The sequence below is a fragment of the Streptomyces sp. NPDC002884 genome (assembly GCF_040295245.1).
In the GTDB taxonomy this organism is placed as follows: Bacteria; Actinomycetota; Actinomycetes; order Streptomycetales; family Streptomycetaceae; genus Streptomyces.
The window spans coordinates 77933-96750 of record NZ_JBEOVB010000032.1; the positions used below are offsets into that span (position 1 = coordinate 77933).

Annotated in this window: 16 protein-coding genes; 9 read left to right on the forward strand and 7 right to left on the reverse strand. The window is 71.8% G+C overall.

Features of this window, described 5'->3' with window-relative positions:
* Positions 1–200 precede the first annotated feature (200 nt).
* The gene (locus tag ABT070_RS37655; RefSeq protein ID WP_351767409.1) at positions 201–665 is read left to right on the forward strand and encodes a pyridoxamine 5'-phosphate oxidase family protein; all 465 of its coding nucleotides are present in this window, start codon (positions 201–203) and stop codon (positions 663–665) included.
* Positions 666–750: 85 nt separating this feature from the next.
* Here the strand turns inward: ABT070_RS37655 and ABT070_RS37660 are convergent, their stop codons facing one another.
* The 4 genes from ABT070_RS37660 to ABT070_RS37675 form a co-directional block, all read right to left on the reverse strand.
* Positions 751–1191 (reverse strand): pyridoxamine 5'-phosphate oxidase family protein, encoded by a 441-nt coding sequence (locus ABT070_RS37660; RefSeq protein ID WP_351767410.1) that lies wholly within the window; start codon positions 1189–1191, stop codon positions 751–753.
* A gap of 195 nt (positions 1192–1386) precedes the next feature.
* Positions 1387–1884, reverse strand: coding sequence for a flavodoxin domain-containing protein (locus ABT070_RS37665; RefSeq protein WP_351767411.1), 498 nt, complete (start codon positions 1882–1884; stop codon positions 1387–1389).
* Between the two features lie 197 nt (positions 1885–2081).
* Positions 2082–4868: a bifunctional acetate--CoA ligase family protein/GNAT family N-acetyltransferase gene (locus ABT070_RS37670; RefSeq protein ID WP_351767412.1), complete on the reverse strand. Its 2787-nt coding sequence runs from the start codon at positions 4866–4868 to the stop codon at positions 2082–2084.
* 151 nt (positions 4869–5019) lie between these two features.
* Positions 5020–7401, reverse strand: a complete 2382-nt coding sequence (locus tag ABT070_RS37675; RefSeq protein WP_351767413.1) for a phosphoketolase family protein — start codon at positions 7399–7401, stop codon at positions 5020–5022.
* Between the two features lie 51 nt (positions 7402–7452).
* Here ABT070_RS37675 and ppk2 point away from each other — a divergent pair, with 51 nt between their 5' ends.
* Positions 7453–8256, forward strand: coding sequence for a polyphosphate kinase 2 (gene ppk2, locus ABT070_RS37680; protein WP_351767414.1), 804 nt, complete (start codon positions 7453–7455; stop codon positions 8254–8256).
* Between the two features lie 40 nt (positions 8257–8296).
* Positions 8297–8596: a hypothetical protein gene (locus tag ABT070_RS37685; protein WP_351767415.1), complete on the forward strand. Its 300-nt coding sequence runs from the start codon at positions 8297–8299 to the stop codon at positions 8594–8596.
* A 12-nt stretch (positions 8597–8608) separates the two neighbouring features.
* Here ABT070_RS37685 and ABT070_RS37690 read toward each other — a convergent pair whose 3' ends face one another.
* Positions 8609–9514 carry a universal stress protein gene (locus ABT070_RS37690; protein ID WP_351767416.1) on the reverse strand — a complete coding sequence of 302 codons (906 nt, stop codon included), beginning with the start codon at positions 9512–9514 and terminating at the stop codon, positions 8609–8611.
* Positions 9515–9925: 411 nt separating this feature from the next.
* On the opposite strand from ABT070_RS37690, the gene ABT070_RS37695 reads away from it, so the two are divergent.
* Complete coding sequence (locus tag ABT070_RS37695; protein ID WP_351767417.1) at positions 9926–11638, forward strand: SulP family inorganic anion transporter; 1713 nt, start codon at positions 9926–9928, stop codon at positions 11636–11638.
* Between the two features lie 27 nt (positions 11639–11665).
* Here the strand turns inward: ABT070_RS37695 and ABT070_RS37700 are convergent, their stop codons facing one another.
* A complete protein-coding gene (locus ABT070_RS37700) occupies positions 11666–12379 on the reverse strand; it encodes a TetR/AcrR family transcriptional regulator (protein ID WP_351767418.1) in 714 nt (237 codons plus the stop codon).
* A 125-nt stretch (positions 12380–12504) separates the two neighbouring features.
* Between ABT070_RS37700 and ABT070_RS37705 the strand changes: the two genes are divergently transcribed.
* Together ABT070_RS37705 and ABT070_RS37710 are read left to right on the forward strand one after the other, a co-directional pair.
* Complete coding sequence (locus ABT070_RS37705) at positions 12505–13239, forward strand: SDR family NAD(P)-dependent oxidoreductase (RefSeq protein WP_351767419.1); 735 nt, start codon at positions 12505–12507, stop codon at positions 13237–13239.
* A gap of 305 nt (positions 13240–13544) precedes the next feature.
* A complete protein-coding gene (locus tag ABT070_RS37710) occupies positions 13545–14162 on the forward strand; it encodes an NADPH-dependent F420 reductase (protein WP_351767420.1) in 618 nt (205 codons plus the stop codon).
* Positions 14163–14272: 110 nt separating this feature from the next.
* Here the strand turns inward: ABT070_RS37710 and ABT070_RS37715 are convergent, their stop codons facing one another.
* Positions 14273–15118, reverse strand: a complete 846-nt coding sequence (locus tag ABT070_RS37715) for a CAP domain-containing protein (RefSeq protein WP_351767421.1) — start codon at positions 15116–15118, stop codon at positions 14273–14275.
* Between the two features lie 541 nt (positions 15119–15659).
* On the opposite strand from ABT070_RS37715, the gene ABT070_RS37720 reads away from it, so the two are divergent.
* From ABT070_RS37720 to ABT070_RS37730, 3 genes are all read left to right on the forward strand, one after another.
* Positions 15660–16574, forward strand: coding sequence for an NADP-dependent oxidoreductase (locus tag ABT070_RS37720; protein ID WP_351767422.1), 915 nt, complete (start codon positions 15660–15662; stop codon positions 16572–16574).
* A gap of 35 nt (positions 16575–16609) precedes the next feature.
* Complete coding sequence (locus tag ABT070_RS37725) at positions 16610–17089, forward strand: MarR family winged helix-turn-helix transcriptional regulator (protein WP_351767423.1); 480 nt, start codon at positions 16610–16612, stop codon at positions 17087–17089.
* A 267-nt stretch (positions 17090–17356) separates the two neighbouring features.
* Positions 17357–18811, forward strand: a complete 1455-nt coding sequence (locus ABT070_RS37730) for a sensor histidine kinase (protein WP_351767424.1) — start codon at positions 17357–17359, stop codon at positions 18809–18811.
* Positions 18812–18818 lie beyond the last annotated feature (7 nt).

The window sequence follows — 18818 nt, forward strand, 5'->3', positions numbered from 1 at the left end:
ACCTGCGGGAACAGTGTGGCGCGAGAGACAGTGGACGCAGGAGCGGCACCGATCCCCCGCGGTGTCGCTCCGTTGCCTGTGTCCACTCGGCATCCCCACCGTCACGGGACCACTGGAGCACGCGGGACCGCGGAGCCGCGGGAGGCGGACAGGCGGACAGGCGGACAGGTGTGGGAGACCCAACGATACGGAGACCTGCCATGGCGGGCGACGACGACCAGGCGACAGCCGCGCAGACGCCCAGGAGTGTCGAGCTGGACGCCGTCGAGGCGCTGCGGCTCCTGGGTGGCGTGGCCCTGGGGCGGATCGTCTTCACCCGGCACGCGCTGCCGGCCATCCGTCCGGTCAACCACGTCCTGGTCGACGGCGAGATCGTCATCCGCACCCACGGTGACGCCGCGCTGACCCGGTACACCCGGCAGAACGAGGCTGAGGGAGCCGTCGTCGCCTACGAGGCCGACGACATCGACCCCGACACCCACCTCGGGTGGAGCGTCGTCGTCACGGGCTATGCGCGGCTGGTCACCGACCCACGGGAAGCGGCCCGCTATCGGGCCTTGTTGCGGCCGTGGGTGTCACAGAAGCTGGATCACGCCGTTCGCATCAGCCCCGATCTGATCACCGGGGTCCGCCTGACAGCGGGCGGTCCGTCCCCGACGACCTGAACGGCGTCGGTCGTGCGCGACCGGAAAGGCCGTTCGGTCCGGAACTGGTAGGAGTGATCAGGTTCCCGAGGCGTGGTGACGGGGTTCAGGGAGGAAAGTGCACGCCGTACACGGTGCGTCCGCCGGCGAGTTCGCGTCCGGTGACCAGCTCCGCGTCGATGCGCACGAAGACCTCCTGCGTCGCCGGCGCCCAGGAACGCGGCCCGGTCCGCAGCAGCCGAACGTGCTCGGCGGGGTCGGTCACGACCGTGGCCGCTCCCATGACCACCACACTCCACCCGGAGTGTGCGGCGGCGTCGACCTCGTCGGCCTCGAAGGCGACCAGTGCTCCGTCGATCGCGCTCACCAGTTCCGAGGAGGCCGAGGTACGCACCAGCACCGCGCCGTCGCGGTCCAGACAGAAGTTGACCGGCAGCACGGCGGGCAACGCCTGCCGCGTGTACACGATGCGCCCCACGGGCACTGTGGCCAGCAGGCGCAGGCACTCCTGTCGGTCGAGTGCGCAGAATCCGTCGTCGGCGTCCATCTGCCTTCTCGTCTCTCACCTGGCAACCGGTAGGGGCAATGGCCATCGTCGAAGGGTGCGGCCGACCCCGGCCAGGGGCCGTCGGTCCCCGGCCGCGCCTCGTCGGGCTCCGCCCGGGCCGTCCGGCCCGTGGTGAAGGAAGGGCCGGCCGACCCGGTGTCACCACGACGAGGAGAAACAGTTCCTCTCCTTCTCCTAAGCGCGCGTCAGTGCGTCGGCGACACCTTTCGCCCAGGCCTGGATCACGCCGAAGTCCCGGAAGTCGCCGCCCTTCCCGGAGCGGAGGATCATCCCGGCCACCCGCCCCTTGGCGCCCTCCTCCAGGCACCCTCCGAACGTGACGTGCTCACGGACGTCCAGCCGGTTCATGGCCCTCCGCACGCCCCGCACGGGCGGGATGTCCCGCCCGGAGGCCGAGGCGTCGAGCGGGCCGCTGCTGAAGAACCACACCGGGCGCTCGGCGAGCAGGACGCGGTTGCGGCGGACGAACCGTCGCGCGTCCTTGTGCCAGCGCCCCGCGTAGAGCCCGCCGCCGACCACGACGGCGTCGTAGCGCGCCGCGCTCGGCACCGAACGGGCCGGAAGCGACTCGACGGTCAGCCCGGCCTTGCGCAGGACCTCGGCGACGGATTCGGCGATCTCCGCCGTGGATCCGTTCGTCGTTCCGTAGGTCACCAACACCGTGTCGGTCATGGTGGTCCGCCTCCTCTCACAGCCGGCGCGGCCGCTCATCGGCCACCCCGTGCATTGCCTGTCCCTGCGCCTGTGCCTGGTCCCGTGCCTGTCCCTGGTCCCGTGCCTGTCCCTGGTCCCGTGCCTGTTCCTGCGCCTGCCTTCGGTGCGTAGACGGGCGTCGTCCGGTCGGTTCGTGCCTCATGACCGTTCCCTCCTCAGCGCAGCCGGCGCAGATACGGGTCCTGGGGGCGGCGCGGCAGCAGGCGTATCCGTGCGTCGAGCACGGTGACGGCGTCCGCTGTCGCCAGGACGGGGTTGAAGTCGGCCTCGGCGAGTTGCGGCAGGTCCGCCGCCATCCGGGACAGCCGCAGCAGCAGCTGCTCCAGCTCTTCGAGGTCGGCCGGAGCGCTGCCGTTCGCGCCCAGCAGCAGCGGGGCGCAGCGCGGCGAGGTGATCAACTCGTGCACGTCACGGTCGGTCAGCGGGGCGAGCCTGGCCGCGTGGTCCGCCAGTACCTCGGTGGCGGTGCCGCCGAGCCCGAACAGCACGAGCGGGCCGAAGACCTCGTCCTGGACGACGCCGGCGAAGAGTTCGGTGCCGCGCGCGGCGAGGGGTTGCAGGACCACGCCGGTCATGAGCCCGGCGAAGCGGGTCTCCAGGTCACGGAACGCGGCCCGCACCTGGGCGTCGCCGCGCAGGTCGAGGCGGACGGCCTGGTGCAGGGTCTTGTGCACGAGCCCGGGCCAGTGGGCCTTCATGACCACACGGCCACCGAAGCCGCGCAGCCGGTCGGCGGCGCGGACGGCCTCGTCCTCGGTCTCCGCCCAGGTCCACGGGATCTGCGGGACGCTGTAGCAGGCGAGCAGGTCGGCACAGGTGTGCGGGTCGAGCCAGCCGCCGTCGGGGTGCCCGGCGAGGTACTCCGCCACGACCGTGCGGGCCCGCGCGGTCTCGATGTCGTCGAGGTCGGGGACGACGCCGGAGGGCCGGGCGAGCCAGGCGGCACGCTCGGCGGCATGGGCCAGCGCCCGGGCCGCGGCCTGCGGTTCGGCGTACGAGGGGATCGTGCCGCCGTCGGCGGCGGGCAGCAGCCGGACGGACCGGTCCTGCTCCAGTCGTACGGCGAGCACGGGCCGCGCCCGTCGACCGGGAGCGGCGGTGACGGCCCGCACCAGGTCGTCACCGGTGGCGGCGGCGACCGCCGTGGGGACGAGAGCCACGATGACGGCGTCGACGACGGAGCACCGGGTCAGGCGGTCGACGCACTCGGTCAGCTGTTCCTCCGACACGGCGGCGGTGGCGTCGATCGGGTTGCCGACGGCGGCGCCGTCCGGCAGCACGGCGAGCAGTTCGTCGGTCATCGCCGGGGTGAACGGCGGCAGTGACAGTCCCGCCTCCGCGCAGGCGTCGGCGGCCAGCACCCCGGCGCCGCCCGCGTTGGTGACGATCACGACGCGGCTGCCCTCCGGCAACGGCTGGGAGTGGAACAGGGCCGCCGTTTCGAGCAGTTCACCGACCGAGCGGGTCGCGGTGACGCCTGCCTGGGTGAACAGCGCGCCACGGGTCATGGTGCGGGTGGCGGCGGCCGCGGTGTGAGAGGCGGCCGCCTTGCGGCCCGCCTCGGTACGGCCGGCGTCGACGGTGAGTACCGGGATGCGGCGCGTGACGCGCCGGGCGGTGCGGGAGAAGGCGCGCGGGCTGCCGAAGGACTCCAGGTGCAGCAGGGCGAGGTCGGTGCGGCCGTCGCTCTCCCACCACTGGAGCATGTCGTTGCCGCTGACGTCGTACTTGTCGCCGAGCGAGGCGAAGGACGAGACCCCGATGCCGAGCCGGGACAGCCCGTCGAGCAGGGCGATGCCGATCCCGCCGGACTGCACCGCGACCCCGGCCGTCCCCGGGCGGGGATGCTCGGCGGCGAAGGTCGCGTCGAGGCTCAGCTCCGGATCCGTGTGGGAGACACCGAGGCAGTTGGGGCCGACCAGCCGCATTCCATGGGTACGGCAGGCTTCCAGCAGGGACTGCGCCTGGACGTGGTCGAGTCCGGCCGTGACGACGACGAGCGCACGCACCCCGGCCCGGCCGCACTCGTCGGCGACGGCCGGGACCGCGGCGGGCGGCACGGCCACGACGACCAGATCGGGGGTCCTGGGCAGCGCCGCGACGGACGGATGGGACGGCACGCCGAGCACCGACGCGACGCCGGGGTTCACGGCGAAGAGACGGCCCGTGAAACCGCCCGTGCGCAGCTGGTGGAGGATCGCCCGGCCCACCGAGCCGGGCGTGCGTCCGGCGCCGGCCACGGCGACCACGGACGGCCGCAGCAGGGGCAGCAGGCTGGCCACGTCGGCGGCACGGCCCCGGTCCTCCACGGCCGACAGATAGGTGTCGTCCTCATCGAGGTGGACGGTGCAGCGCACCTCCGGCCCCTCGAAACGGCGGGAGGTGCGCAGGCCGAGGTCGGCGAAGAGACGGAGCACCTCGTGGTTCTCGCTCAGCGCGTCGGCCGTGAAGGTGGTGATCCCCTCCGCGCGCGCCGCCGAGACCAGGTGCTCGACGAGCAGGGTGCCCACGCCCCGGTGGTGCAGGCCGTCGGCGACGGCGACGGAGAGCTCCGCGCCGCCGTTCCCGTCAGCGCTCTTCACACCGCCGCCAGCGCTCTCCGCACCCCCGTCAGCGCTGTTCACACCGCCGTCAGCGCTCTTCGCACCGCCGTCCGGCTCCGCGCCGGTGTCGTACTCGGCGATGCCGATCACCCGGCCGTCCGCCTCGGCCAGCAGGGCCCGGTAGCCCGGGCGGGGCCGGGCGCAGGCCCGGTCGGCGGCCATGGCGGCCGAGCGCCGGCTCGCCGCGAAGAAGCGCAGGCGGAGGTTCTCCGGCGACATCTCCTCGTAGAACCCCTGGAGCTGTTCGTGGTCGTCCGGCATCGCCGACCGTATGCACACGGTGGTGCCGTCCACGAGCAGGGCGTGGACCGTGGGCCGGTCGAGCAGATCGTCCGTCATCGCAGGTCTCCTCCATGGCTTTCGACACCTCGATCGTCCGGCGCAGCGGCGGCGGAGCCCATGGGCTGAACGGGGGCCGCCCCGGGGCCGGTCGGCCCTGCCGCCGCCGACCGGCCCCGCTTCCGCCGTGACCGCGAGCGGTCGGGGCGGGTCAGCTGTCCCAGGTCCAGTCGGCGACCTCGGGCAGATCGGTGCCGTGGACCCGGATCCAGTCGTGGTGGCGCAGTCGCGCGTCCTCCATCCGCTGCCGCAGGGCGGCGGCGCGCACGGCGAGGCCGGGGACGCGGTCGATGACGTCCATCACGAGGCGGTAGCGGTCCAGGTCGTTGCGGACGACCATGTCGAACGGCGTGGTCGTGGTGCCGAACTCCTTGTAGCCGCGCACATGCAGGTTGCCGTGGCCGGTGCGGCGGTAGGCGAGGCGGTGGATCAGCCACGGATAACCGTGGTAAGCGAAGATCACCGGCTTGTCGCTGGTGAACAGTCCGTCGTACTCGAAGTCGCCCATGCCGTGCGGGTGTTCGCCGCTCGGCAGCAGCCGGGCGATGTCGACGACGTTGACGACCCGCACGGCGAGATCCGGCAGTTCGCGGCGCAGCAACTGGGCGGCGGCCAGCACCTCCAAAGTGGGCACGTCACCGGCGCAGGCCAGGACGACGTCCGGCTCGTCGCCGTTCTCCGTCCCCGCCCAGTCCCAGACGCCGGCGCCGCGGGCGCAGTGGGCGCGGGCCTCGTCCATGCTCAGCCAGTCGAAACAGGGCTGTTTCCCGGCCACGATCACATTGACGTAGTCGCGGCTGCGCAGGACGTGGTCGGCCACGGACAGCAGGGTGTTGGCGTCCGGCGGCAGATAGACCCGGACGACTTCGGGGCTCTTGTTGAGGACGTGGTCGACGAAACCGGGATCCTGGTGGGAGAACCCGTTGTGGTCCTGCCGCCACACGTGCGAGGTGAGCAGGTAGTTCAGGGAGGCGACGGGTGCGCGCCACGGCAACTCCCTCGACGTCCTGAGCCACTTGATGTGCTGGTTGACCATGGAGTCGACGATGTGCACGAACGCCTCGTAGCAGGAGAACAGTCCGTGCCGGCCGGTCAGCAGATAGCCTTCCAGCCAGCCCTGGCAGGTGTGTTCGGAGAGGATCTCCATCACCCGGCCGTGCTGCTCAAGATGCTCGTCGACCGGCAGGTGTTCGGCCTGCCACGCCTTGCCGCTGACCTCGAAGACGGCCTGGAGCCGGTTGGACGCGGTCTCGTCCGGGCCGACGAGACGGAAGTCCCGGCGGCCGCCCGTGTCCTTCATCACCCGGGCCAGGAGGTCACCGAGGACGCGGGTCGGCTCGTGCAGGGTGGCGCCCGGCTTGTCGACCGGTACGGCGAATTCGTCGAGCGGTGCGATGGGCAGGTCCCGGACGAGCAGGCCGCCGTTGGCGTGCGGGGAGGCGCCGAGCCGCTTGGCGCCGTCGGGGACGCAGGCGAGGACATCGGCGGCGGGCCGCCCGTCGGTACCGAAGAGCTCCCGGGGTTTGTACGAGCGCAGCCAGGCCTCCAGTTGGCGAAGGTGCTCGGGGTTCTCCCTGACGCCGGCCAGCGGAACCTGGTGGGCGCGCCAGGTGCCCTCGACGGGCACGCCGTCCACTGCGGCGGGACCGGTCCAGCCCTTCGGGGTGCGCAGCACGATCATGGGCCAGCGCACGCGTTCGGTGACGCCGTTCTCGCGGGCGGTCTGCTGCATGACGGCGATGCGGTCCAGGGCGTCGTCCATCGCCGCCGCCATGGCGCGGTGCACCTGGGCCGGGTCGTCGCCGGTCACGTGGATCGGCTCGTGACCGTATCCCCGTAGCAGCGCGTCGAGTTCGGCCTCAGGGATCCGGGAGAGCACCGTCGGGTTGGCGATCTTGTAGCCGTTGAGGTGGAGGATCGGCAGGACCGCGCCGTCGTGGACGGGGTCGAGGAACTTGTCGGAGTGCCAGGAGGCGGCCAGCGGGCCGGTCTCGGACTCGCCGTCGCCGATCACGCAGGCGACCAGCAGGTCCGGGTTGTCGAAGGCGGCGCCGTAGGCGTGCGAGAGCGAGTAGCCGAGCTCACCGCCCTCGTGGATCGAGCCGGGCGTCTCCGGGGCGACATGGCTGGGGATGCCGCCGGGGAAGGAGAACTGCCGGAACAGCCGGGCCATGCCGTCCGCGTCGCGGGTGACGTCCGGGTACGTCTCGGTGTAGGTGCCCTCCAGCCAGGAGTTGGCGACGACCGCGGGACCGCCGTGGCCGGGGCCCCAGACGCACAGGGCGTGCAGGTCACGGGTGCGGATGACGCGGTTGAGGTGGGTGTACACGAGGTTGAGCCCCGGTGAGGTCCCCCAGTGGCCCAGCAGCCTCGGCTTCACGTGCTCCGGCCGCAGCGGCTCGGTGAGCAGCGGGTTGGCCATCAGATAGATCTGTCCGGCGGCCAGGTAGTTGGCGGCCCGCCAGTGCGCGTCCAGGGTGCGCAGCTCCTCGTCGGAAAGTACGGTGGCGTCCTGGTGTTCGACCTTGGACATGGTGGGGCTCCGGAAATCGTCGGCGTTGGATCATCGGGTGGTGGAGGCGGCATGGCCGGCAAGAAGGCGGTGGAGCTGCCGCGCAAGGCGTACGAGAAGGAACTGCTGCGGCTGCAGACGGAGTTGGTGAAGCTCCAGGAGTGGGTGCGGGCGACGGGCACCCGGCTGGTGGTGGTCTTCGAGGGGCGGGACGCGGCGGGCAAGGGCGGGACGATCAAGCGGGTCGCCGAGCACCTCAACCCGCGGGTGGCCCGGATCGCGGCGCTCCCGAAACCGACCGAGCGCGAACGCACCCAGTGGTACTTCCAGCGGTACGTGGAGCATCTGCCGGCGGCCGGGGAGATCGTGCTGTTCGACCGGTCCTGGTACAACCGGGCCGGGGTCGAGCACGTGATGGGCTTCTGCACGAAGGAGGAGCACCAGCTGTTCCTCCGCCAGTGCCCGATCTTCGAACGCATGCTGGTCGAGGCCGGGGTCCTGCTGCGCAAGTACTGGTTCTCCGTGAGCGACACCGAACAGCAGGAGCGGTTCCGCAAGCGGCTGGAGGACCCGCTGCGGCGCTGGAAGCTCTCGCCGATGGACCTGGAGTCGATCACGCACTGGGAGGCGTACTCCCGTGCCAAGGACGAGATGCTGGTGCACACCGACATCTCCGAGGCGCCCTGGTACGTCGTCGAGAGCGACGACAAGCGCCGGGCGCGGCTGAACATGATCGCCCACCTGTTGTCGTCCGTGCCCTACCGCGAGGTGCCGCCGCCCGTGCTGGAGCTCCCGGAGCGGCCCCGGTCGACCGGCTACCAGCGCCCGCCACGGGATCTGCAGACCTACGTCCCCGACCACGCGGCGAGCCTCTGAGCGGACCAGGGCGTACTCGGGTTCCTCGGGCAGCACGTCGGTGGACACCTCGACGTCCGGGCGCCGCGTGCGGGCCCGCCGCCCGACGGCCTGCACGATGACCTCCGCCGTCACCTGCTCGGCGGCCCGCACCATGTCCTCGGCCGTCACCTGCTCGGGCAGTCCGGACGCCTCCGTCCGTCCGTACGCGGATCTGGCCGGGGCCGGGCTCCGGGTCGGGGCGTTCCTCGATGACCAGGGGCTCACCGAACGCTCGTACGACCGCTGCCTTCATGGTTCTCCTCTCCTCGCCGCCTCCTCGCCGCCTCCTCGCCGCCTCCTCGCCGGTGAGCGGGAGTGATCCGGGGGCGGGTCAGCCGTGGGGCACCACGGCGACGGGGGCGGTGGAGTGGTGCAGGACGGCGTGTGTGACGTGCCCGATGTAGGCGCCGAACGGGCTGCGGCGGATACGCCGGCCCACGACGACGAGGGAGGCCTCGCGGGCGGCGTCCACGACGTGGACGGCCGCGCTGCCGTAGCGGGACGCTTCGACGACCTCCACGTCCGGGTACTTCTGCCGCCAGGGCCGCAGCACCTCGGCCAGCGCCTCGGCGTCACCGAGGGCCAGTGCCTCGTGCAGCGCGGGGTTGGCGGGCGTGCCGTACGCGTAGTAGGGCGGCGGGTTCCAGCCGTGGACGACCCGCAGGGACGTCGCGCGGCGCTCGGCGGCGTCGAAGGCGAACTCGATCAGCGTCTCGTCCGGGTGCTCGACGTCGAGTCCGAGGACCACGGGCAGGAAGGGGGTCGCGGCGGAGGGGACGCCTGCCGGGTCCGCCTCGTGCTCGTCGGCAGCCACCTCCAGCGCCCGCACCAGCACGACGGGGCGGTCCGCGTGGGCGATGGCGGAAAGGCCGGCCGAGCCGACCATGAAGCCGCCGATCCCGCCGAGGCCGCGCGAGCCCAGGACGAGCAGTTCGGCGCTCCTCGCCGCCTCGGCCAGCGCGTTGCCCGGGTATCCGGAGACCTGTTCGGTGTGCACCTCGACGCCGGGGTGACGCAGCCGGACGCCCTCCGCGGCTTCGCGCGGGATCCTCTCGGTCCAGTGCTGGTGGGTCTCCGCGCCGAGGAGCGGCGCCTGTGCCATGGGCTCGGGCACCGGCTCCCAGACGTGGACGATCTTCAGGGGCAGGCCGCGCAGCTTCGCTTCGCGGGCCGCCCATTCCGCGGCTGCCCGGCTCTCCCGGGAGCCGTCGAGACCTACGGTGATGGTGCGGAGCATGATCTCCACCTCCTGAGGCGAGGGATCCGATTCCAGGGTCGTCTTCGGGCGGTTCGTCGTGCAGGGGCCACTGGTCCCGAACGGGGGCCGACCGGCCCCGCACGGCTCGGCGCGGCGGGCCGGGTGACGGGCCCACCGCGCCGTCGGCAGTCGGCGCGGCCGGCCGTGGTCGCGGACGAAGGGCAGCTCGGTGGTCGCGGCTCCCTTCGCGGGAGAACGGGTCGATGCCTGACACCTCGTACTGTGGCCGCGCGCACAGGCCGGCGACGCATGCCGAAGGTCCGCGGCCATGGGGCCGAACGGCCCTGTTCGCCATGGCCGTTGGGTCGAGTGCGGCACGCCGGGCACGCGGGCTCTCGCCGTAGCTCCGGCGGCCGGTGGATCATGAGGGCAGACGGCGGAAGGCGGCAGATGTCCCGAGACTCGGACAGACACGTCCCGAAGTGGGGCCGGCCGGTGCCCGGTCTCGTCGCGCTCCTCGGTTACCGGCGCGCCTGGCTCACGGGCGATCTGCTCGCCGGGCTGACCGTGGCCGCCTATCTGGTGCCGCAGGTCATGGCCTACGCGGACGTCGCCGGGCTGCCGCCGGTCACCGGTCTGTGGGCGATCCTCCCGGCCCTCGCGCTGTACGCGGTGTTCGGTTCCTCACGGCTGCTGTCGGTCGGCCCCGAGTCCACGACCGCCCTCATGACGGCCGCCGTGGTCGCACCGCTCGCCGCCGGGGACGCCGGGCGCTACGCGTCGCTCGCGGCGGCTCTCGCGGTCACGGTCGGACTGCTCTGCCTGGTCGCCCGGGCGGTGCGGCTGGGCTTCCTCGCGGATCTGCTGTCCCGCCCCGTCCTGATCGGCTATCTCGCGGGCGTGGCGCTCATCATGATGGTGGATCAGCTGCCCAAGCTCACCGGGGTGCGGACGACGGGCGCGGAGTTCTTCCCCCAGGTGTGGTCCTTCCTCGTCCACCTGCCCGACGCGGACCCGGCGACCGTCGTCTTCTCCGCCGTCGTCCTCGTGTTCCTCTTCGTGACGGCCCGTTACGCCCCCGCCGTGCCCGGCCCGCTGGTCGCCTTCGTCCTCGGGACCGCCGCCGTCGCGGTCCTCGACCTCGACGGGCGGTACGGGCTGAAGGTGATCGGAGAGGTTCCGGCCGGTCTGCCGAGCCTCGCCGTCCCGGACCTGAGCGAGCTGCCGGACCTCGTGCTGCCCGCGCTCGGCGTGCTGCTGGTCGCCTACACCGACTTCATCCTCACCGCGCGGGCGTTCGCCGACCGCGACGACGAAGGCCCCGGGCTCGACGCCGACCAGGAGTTCCTCGCCCTGGGCGCGGCCAATCTGGGCGCCGGTGCGCTGCACGGCTTCCCGGTGAGCAGCAGCGCCAGCCGCACCGCGCTCGCCTCCTCGGCGGGCGCCCGCAGTCAGGCGTACTCGCTGGTGGCCGGAGCGGTGGTGCTCGCCGTACTGCTTTTCCTGAGCCCGCTGCTGGCGCGCACTCCGTCCGCCGTTCTCGGCGCACTCGTCGTCTACGCGGCGGTCCGCATGATCGACCTCGCCGGCTTCCGGCGGCTGGCCCACTTCCGCCGCCGGGAGCTGCTCCTCGCGCTCGGCTGCCTCGTCGGCGTACTCACCCTCGACATCCTGTACGGGGTGATCGTGGCCGTCGGCCTGTCGGTGGCCGAGCTGCTGACCCGGGTGGCGCGTCCGCACGACGCCGTCGAGGGCCTGGTCCCCGGTGTCGCCGGCATGCACGACGTCGACGACTATCCGCAGGCCCGGACGATCCCCGGGCTCCTCGTCTACCGCTACGACTCGCCGCTGTTCTTCGCCAACGCGGAGGACTTCCGGCACCGCGCCCTGACCGCAGTCGACGAACAGACCGACTCCGTACGCTGGTTCGTCCTCAACACCGAGGCGAACGTCGAGGTCGACATCACCGCCCTCGACGCGGTCGACGAGCTGCGTCGCGAACTGACCCGCCGCGGCATCGTGTTCGCCCTCGCCCGGGTGAAACAGGACCTGCTGGACGACCTGGAGGCGTACGGCCTCACGGACACGGTCGGCGAGGACCTGATGTTCCCGACGCTACCGACCGCCGTGGCCGCGTACCGGGCGTGGCTCGACCGTCGGTAGGCGGCCACGCCCCGCTCCCTGAAGCGATCACAGCTGCTCCGTGACGGGGTCAAGGACGTGGCCCTGACCAGGGTGCTCGGCAACGGCGCCCCGGCCGGAACGTCGGGCCCCGCCCCGGCCGGCGTCGTCGTCCTGGCCGTGCTGCTCGACAGCGCCTGCGCCGGCCGGTGCCGCTGCCGTGGCGATGGCGCTGTCGACGAGGACGGCCGCGATGGCGGCGGCGGTGGCGAACGCGTCGGTGTCGAGGACTCGGCTGCGGGCCGAGGCGCCGTCCAGGAGCAGCGCCAGTTGCTCGCCGAGCTGTTCGGGGTCGGTGGCGCCGGCCTCGCGGGCGGCATCGGTGAGCCGGGCGGCAAAGGCTTTTTTGTAGTCGCGGGCGTATACCCGTGCCGGGTGGCCCGGGTCGGGGATCTCGACGGCCGCCGCGATGAAAGGGCACAGCGGCGCGTGCACGTCGAACGCCGCGAGGAGCCGTTCGCGAGGTGTGAGGTCGGTGCGGTCGAACACTTCGGGCAGGATGTCGGGATCGAACCGGCGCAGGCCTTCGGCGATCAGCTCGTCCTTGCCGCCGAAGTGCTGGTAGAGCGTGCGCTTGGACACCTCGGCCACCGCGCAGAGCTGGTCCATGCCGGTGCCGTTGATGCCTTGGTCGCGGAACAGTTGCTGTGACGCACTGACGATGCGCTCTCGTGCACCCCTGCCGCGGCGCATGCCTCGCGGCCCCTTCTCCAACTCCGTCATACGCCCAGCCTAGCCCACTGGGGTACCGATCGGTGTGCATAGCTTGCGCCCCGAGCGACTGATCTATACGTTAAGTACGCAGCTCGGTGTACTTAACATCGGCACGGCAGGTGAACGGAGTGGTCGTGGGAAAGCTCGATGGCAAGGTTGCGGTGATCACCGGCGCGACGAGCGGGATGGCGCTGGCCGGTGCGAAGTTGTTCGTCGACGAGGGAGCTCACGTCTTCATCTCGGGCCGGCGCAAGGACGCGCTGGACGAAGCCGTCAGGCTCATCGGCCGGAACGTGACCGGCGTACAGGGCGATGCGGCCGACCTCGATGACCTGGACCGTTTGTTCGAGACGGTCAGGCGGGAAAAGGGCACGCTCGACGTGTTGTGGGCAAGTGCCGGGACGGGCGAGCAGGGCAGGCTCGGCGAGATCACCGAGGAGCAGTTCGATGCCGCATTCTCGCTGAACGCGCGCGGCACGCTGTTCACGGTCCAGAAGGCGCTGCCGCTGCTCAACGACGGAGGCTCGATCTTCATGACCGGGTCGAACGCGTCACTCCGGGGCTACCCCGATTGGAGTGCGTACGCGGCGAGCAAGGCCGTGCTGCCCGCCTACGCACGGGTATGGGTGTCCGAGTTGAGGGACAGGAGGATCCGGGTGAACGTGCCGACCCCCGGCCAGGTCGCCACGCCGATCCTGGAGGAGGTGATGGACGAGCAGATGAAGGCGCGGTTCGAATCCGTGATCCCGCGGCGAGAGATGGGCCGCCCCGAAGAGATCGCGTCGGTCGCGTTGTTCCTCGCCTCGGACGACTCGAGCTACGTCAATGGCATGGAGCTGGTTGCCGACGGCGGCACCACGGTGATCTGAGCGCGTCGCTGCTGGTCGTCGGCACCGCGCGGCCGGACGCCGGCCCGACGGGGCTCGGCGAAGGACCGGGCCGGCGGCTGTTGGTGGGCCGTGGGCGCCTTATGGGCGGGTGCCGTCATCTGCCGTGCCCTGATCCGCGGCGGCACCCGGCCCCACCACGAGACCGGCCGGACCGAACCCGTCGACCAGGTCGTCAGCGGGCCGATCCGACACCTGGGCGCCGGCGAACCATCGGCACCCAGGCCCAGCACGCCGGCAAGAACCCCACGGCCAACTGATCCATACACAACGAGGGAACCCACGTCATGACCACCATCAGCATCATCGGCTCGGGCAACATGGCCACCGCCATCGGCACCCGGGCGGCGAAGCACGGCCACACCATCGAGTTCATGAGCCGCAACCCCGCCAAGGCTCAGGCACTCGCCGACCAGATCGGCGACGGAGCCACCGTCGGCACCTTCGGCGCAAGGCCGGTGGGCGACATCGTCATCGTGGCCGTCCTGTACACCGGCGCGGCCGAAGTGGTCGCGCACTACGGCGACGCGCTGGCCGGCAAAATCCTCGTCGACATCACCAACCCGTTCGACGCCGACGTAAGCGGACTCGTGACCACGGCGGGCGACTCGGTGTCCCAGCAGATCGCCGCCGTCGCCCCCGAGGGCGCACACGTCGTGAAGGCATTCAATTCGATCTTCCGCGGCGTCCTCGCCGAGGACAGGCCCCTGGATGCGTTCATCGCCGGCGACAGCGCCGAGGCGAAGGCACGTGTCGCGGCGTTTCTGGAGAGCTTGGACATGCGGGCCCTCGACGCGGGAGGGCTCGAGATGACCCACGCCCTCGAATGGACCGGCATCCTCCTGGTGGGCCTGGCACGCAACGGCGCCGGCTTCGACATCGCCCTGGGCGCCGAGGTCCGCTGACCCTTGGCCCGCTCGGCCCCGGCCGCCGCCGCTCCGGAGCGAGCGGGGCGGCCGCGGCCGCGGTCGGCGTGATGGTCGGCGGGCCGTCACGGGCGTGGACTCCGGGAGCGTCAGCGGGCCGTGCCGAAGTCCTGCGTCCAGTAGTTGCCGGGCTGCGCCACCCCCACACCGATCTCCTTGAAGCCGCAGTCCAGGATGTTGCGCTTGTGACCGGCGCTGGCCATCCAGCCCGCCATCACCTGCTCGGGCGTGGAGTACCCGTACGCGACGTTCTCGCCGTAGGTGCTCCAGAGGTAGCCCGCGCGCGTGATCCGCTGTCCCGGGTCGGACCCGTCGGAACCGGTGTGGGACATGGTGTTGTGACTCGCCATGTCCGCGCTGTGGGCCTGGGCGGCCTGCGAGAGCTTCGCGTTCAAGGTGACCGGGGAGCAACCGACCTTGGCGCGCTCGCTGTTGACCAGGGCGACCACCCGGGCGACGGCGGGGGTCGCCGTGCCGGCGGCGGGGGCCGTGGCGGCGGGCGGCTTCGGCGCGGCGGTCGCCGTCGAGGGGGGCACGGCGGTCGGCTTCGGCGCGGCGGTGGTCCTCGTCGGGGCGGGCGGGGTGGTCGTCTTCGAGACGGGCGCCTTGGGCTTCTCCGGGGCGGGCGCCGCGGTCCCGGGAGAGGTCGTCGGCGAGGCCGAGGGTGAAGCCGTCGCCGTGGGCTTCGCGGTCCGGACGTCCCGCCCCCGGTGCCCGTCCCAGGACGTCTTCCTCCCGTCCGTCCGGTGTCCGTTCCAGGACGCCTTCGTCCCGTCCGTCCAGGGACTGCCGGACGTGGCGGTGACGGCCTCGACTCCTCCGTCGCCGATGCACGCCATGGCGGCCGACGGCACCGCCACCGCACTCATCGCCAGGACGGCGACTGCTATGGGGCGGCGGTGCGTCTTCCTGCGGTGCTTCCGGTGGTTCCTCATACGGACCTCGTTCGGTCGACTGTCCTGGCGCCTCCGGCGGGCTCGGTTTCGCACAGACACTGCGCTTGACCTGCGGGGACGCCTTGTGGGGCCGTCATTGTTAAAAGACGCATGAGGGCATGGCAACGGGCGCTTCCACTACCTCGCCTAGTAGGTGAGGGCACCCCTTGAATCCGGCCCGGGATCGTGCCGGGCCGCCGCGCCGGACGCCGACGGCGCCTCACACTCCGTCAGAAGGACGGCAGAGGCGGTCCGGCGGCTCGAGGCCGGTGACCCGGGCCGGCGACCCCGGCCGAGGTGCCGCGTATGCCTGCTTCCGTACGCCAGATCCGCCTATGTCGACCACCCGCCACGTACTACCGCGACACGTTGACGGGGACCGGGCACGTGAGGGATGTCACTGGCACGGCAGCACCAGGACGCCGCGCCTCCGAGACCCCCTCCAAGCAATTACTTGGCTAGCCACGCAATCGGTGTTACTTTTATATGGCTAGCCACGGAAGTGGTCGGCGCACCAACCCCATCCGAGGAGAGCACCGTGATGAAGGCCATCGTTTTCGACACGTTCGGCGGCACCGAGGTTCTGCACGAGGCGGAGATCGACATTCCTCAGCCCGGCTCGGGCCAGGTCCGTGTGCGTGTCCAGGCTGTCGGCGTCAACCCGGTGGACGGCAAGATCCGCTCCGGTGTCATGGAGGCCGTCTTCCCGACCACGCTGCCCGCCGTCCCCGGCGGGGAGATCGCCGGTGTCGTCGACGCCGTCGGCGAGGACGTCGACGACCTGAAGGTGGGGGACGAGATCCTGGGCTGGTCCGACACCGGCTCCTACGCCCAGTACGCCCTGGCGCCCGCGGCCGTCCTCGCGCCCAAGCCGGCCGGTCTGGACTGGACACACGCCGCAGCCCTGCCCGTGGCGAGCGACGGTGCCGAACGCGTGCTGGACCTGCTCGGCGTCACCTCGGGCGAGACGCTGCTGATCCACGGAGCGTCCGGCGCGCTCGGCACCATCGCCGTCCAGCTCGCCGTCGCACGCGGCGCCCGCGTGATCGGCACGGCCGGAGCCGCCAACCAGGAGTACGTCACCTCGCTCGGCGCGACCGCGCTGGTCTACGGGGACAACCTGGTCGAGCGGGTCCGCGAGCTCGCCCCCCAAGGGGTGGACGCCGTCTTCGACGCCGCGGGCAAGGGCGCGCTGGAGGACTCCATCACCTTGCGCGGCGGCACCGACCGGATCGTCACCACCGCCGACTTCCGCGCCCGCGAACTCGGCGTCGTCTTCGCGGAGGGCCCGCAGCGCCGCTCCGCCGCGAGGCTGGCCGAACTGGCCCGGCAGGCCGCCGACGGCACACTGGTGACCACGCTCAGCGCCACCTACCCGCTGGCAGAAGCAGCGAAGGCGCAGCAGGCCAGCGATGCCGGCCACAACCGCGGCAAGATCGTCCTCACCGTCAACTGACCGATCACCCCCATCTTGTGGGCAGGGAGCGAAAAATGTCCGACACCACCGCATCTGAGCTGCCGAGCACGGCGCGCGACGGGCGACTGAGCTATGCCATCTTCCAGCTCGCCCGCGCCCACCGCGGCCACGCCGCCGCGATGCTGCGCGCCCTGAACCTGCACCCGGGACAGGAACTGCTGCTGATGCAGCTCTTCGACCGCGACGGGCAGACACAGGCGCAACTGCTGGAACATGTCGGCCTTGACCACTCCACCGTCTCCAAGTCGCTGCGCCGCATGCAGGAGGCCGGACTGCTCACCCGGGAGCCCGCTCCCCACGACCGGCGGGTCATGGTGGTCAGCCTCACCGACGCCGGCCGTGCCCTGCGGGAGCCCATCGCCGACATGTGGCGCGTCCTGGAGGAGATCTCCGTGCGCGATCTGACCCCCGACCAGGTCGACATGTTCACCGCGTGGGCGCACACCATCGAGAAGTCGGTCAGGGACCACAGCCGACAGGCACCCGCCAAGTAGGCGGGCACGCCCAGGCGGGCACGGCCAGGCGTTCCCTCGCCAGGCCGACCGCCCCTCCCCCGCACCCAGAGCCAGGGGCCCGGGCCTGATGGGCCCCGACGGCAGCCCTCGCGCTACGCGGGGAGACAAGAAGCCTCTCGCGGGGCGGCAGGAACCCTGTACGGACGCCTCGGCGCCCGGTGCTTGCCGGTCACCGGCGCAAACTGGACTTTCGGCAGTGGTGGGACGGTGCCCGGTGTCCGTACCGTCACCTCCGTGGAGAGCGAAATGATCAATCGTGAGGCGGCGATCGCGACCGGAACCGCCTTTCCACGGCGGGCACTTGATCCTGGAACCATCCTCACAGCGGCTACCGCGGTGGTCGCCGCTCTGAGCGTGATGAACCCGTGGTGGGCTGTCCCGACCGCCGTCGCCGCGTTCCTGGCAGGACGGCAGCCCGGACGGACGGCGCCGACGGCTCTCGCCCTGGTCGCGATCCTCGCGGCCGGTGTCGTGGCCCTGTCCGTCGTTCCTGCCTGGCTCCCCCTGGCCGGCCGCTTCGTGACCGTGGTGGTTGCCGCCACGATGCTGCCCTGGTTCGCGGGCCGGTTCTGGTGCCAGTACCGGCAGCTTGTCCGGGCCGGGTGGGAGCGTGCCGATCAGCTCCACCGTGAGCAGCAACTGATCGCCGACCAAGCCCGACTGCGTGAGCGGGCACGTATCGCCCAGGACATGCATGACGTGCTCGGCCATGACCTCAGCCTGATCGCCCTGTCGGCCGGCGCGCTCAAACTCGCGCCGGACCTCGAAGAGCACCACCAGCGGGCCGCGGGGGACATCCGAGCCAGAGCCGCGGCCGCTGTGGAGCGTCTCGGCGAGGTGATCGGTGTCCTGCGTGAGGAGACCGGCGCAACGCCCATGGCCCCCGACTCCAGCCTCACGAGCCTGACTTCCGAGGCTTCCGCGGCCGGCCTCACGGTGGAACTGCGCATCGGCGGCGAGGCGGACGATGTGCCGCCCGCGGTCGAACGGGCAGCGCACCGGGTCGTGCAGGAAGCCCTGACCAACGTCGCCAAGCACGCGTCCGGCGCGACCGCCACTGTCCACGTGACGCACACGGCAACAGAAACGAGGGTCGTCGTGGCGAACGGCCCGCCCTCGTCCGCGGCCGGCCCGCGGTCCCGGCCTCGGTGCGGAGGGCGCGGCCTTGTCGGTCTCGAGGAACGTATGCGGTTGAGCGGCGGTTCGTTCGACCACGGCCCGCGCGACGGAGGCTACGCAGTCGTCGCGCGTATCCCGCACACACCCCCGTCGGCACCCTCGCCGCCGCTGCCGCCGCTTGCCCCCTCGGCCTCTCGCGGTGACGGCTTGCCGCAGGAACATCGCCGCGCTCGGCGCCGGGTCGGCCGGGCCCTGGTCGCCGCCGTCATGGTGCCCCTCGTGACAGGAGCTGTGCTGAGCGGAGCTCTCACGGGCTGGGAGATGATGACGGCGTCACAGTCGGTCCTGGACCCACGCGACTATGCCCGCCTGCATGTAGGACAAGATCGTTCCGAGGTGGAGCGCCTCCTGCCGGACCGGCAGACGAACCATCGGCCACTGACGGCCGAGCCGACGAGAGACGGCACGACGTGCGAGTACTACGCGATGACGGCCGACCGGTTCGACGACCGGTCCGGCGACGCCTATCAGCTCTGCTTCCGGAAGGACACCCTGGTGTCCCTGGACACGATCGCCCCGTGAGCGCCCG

Excerpts from the sequence above, each read along its gene's own strand:
- ABT070_RS37655 (WP_351767409.1), top strand. The coding sequence starts at position 201 with ATGGCGGGCGACGACGACCAGGCGACAGCCGCGCAGACGCCCAGGAGT.
- ABT070_RS37660 (WP_351767410.1), bottom strand. The coding sequence starts at position 1,191 with ATGGACGCCGACGACGGATTCTGCGCACTCGACCGACAGGAGTGCCTG.
- ABT070_RS37665 (WP_351767411.1), bottom strand. The coding sequence starts at position 1,884 with ATGACCGACACGGTGTTGGTGACCTACGGAACGACGAACGGATCCACG.
- ABT070_RS37670 (WP_351767412.1), bottom strand. The coding sequence starts at position 4,868 with ATGACGGACGATCTGCTCGACCGGCCCACGGTCCACGCCCTGCTCGTG.
- ABT070_RS37675 (WP_351767413.1), bottom strand. The coding sequence starts at position 7,401 with ATGTCCAAGGTCGAACACCAGGACGCCACCGTACTTTCCGACGAGGAG.
- ppk2 (WP_351767414.1), top strand. The coding sequence starts at position 7,453 with ATGGCCGGCAAGAAGGCGGTGGAGCTGCCGCGCAAGGCGTACGAGAAG.
- ABT070_RS37690 (WP_351767416.1), bottom strand. The coding sequence starts at position 9,514 with ATGCTCCGCACCATCACCGTAGGTCTCGACGGCTCCCGGGAGAGCCGG.
- ABT070_RS37695 (WP_351767417.1), top strand. The coding sequence starts at position 9,926 with ATGTCCCGAGACTCGGACAGACACGTCCCGAAGTGGGGCCGGCCGGTG.
- ABT070_RS37700 (WP_351767418.1), bottom strand. The coding sequence starts at position 12,379 with ATGACGGAGTTGGAGAAGGGGCCGCGAGGCATGCGCCGCGGCAGGGGT.
- ABT070_RS37710 (WP_351767420.1), top strand. The coding sequence starts at position 13,545 with ATGACCACCATCAGCATCATCGGCTCGGGCAACATGGCCACCGCCATC.
- ABT070_RS37715 (WP_351767421.1), bottom strand. The coding sequence starts at position 15,118 with ATGAGGAACCACCGGAAGCACCGCAGGAAGACGCACCGCCGCCCCATA.
- ABT070_RS37720 (WP_351767422.1), top strand. The coding sequence starts at position 15,660 with ATGAAGGCCATCGTTTTCGACACGTTCGGCGGCACCGAGGTTCTGCAC.
- ABT070_RS37725 (WP_351767423.1), top strand. The coding sequence starts at position 16,610 with ATGTCCGACACCACCGCATCTGAGCTGCCGAGCACGGCGCGCGACGGG.
- ABT070_RS37730 (WP_351767424.1), top strand. The coding sequence starts at position 17,357 with ATGATCAATCGTGAGGCGGCGATCGCGACCGGAACCGCCTTTCCACGG.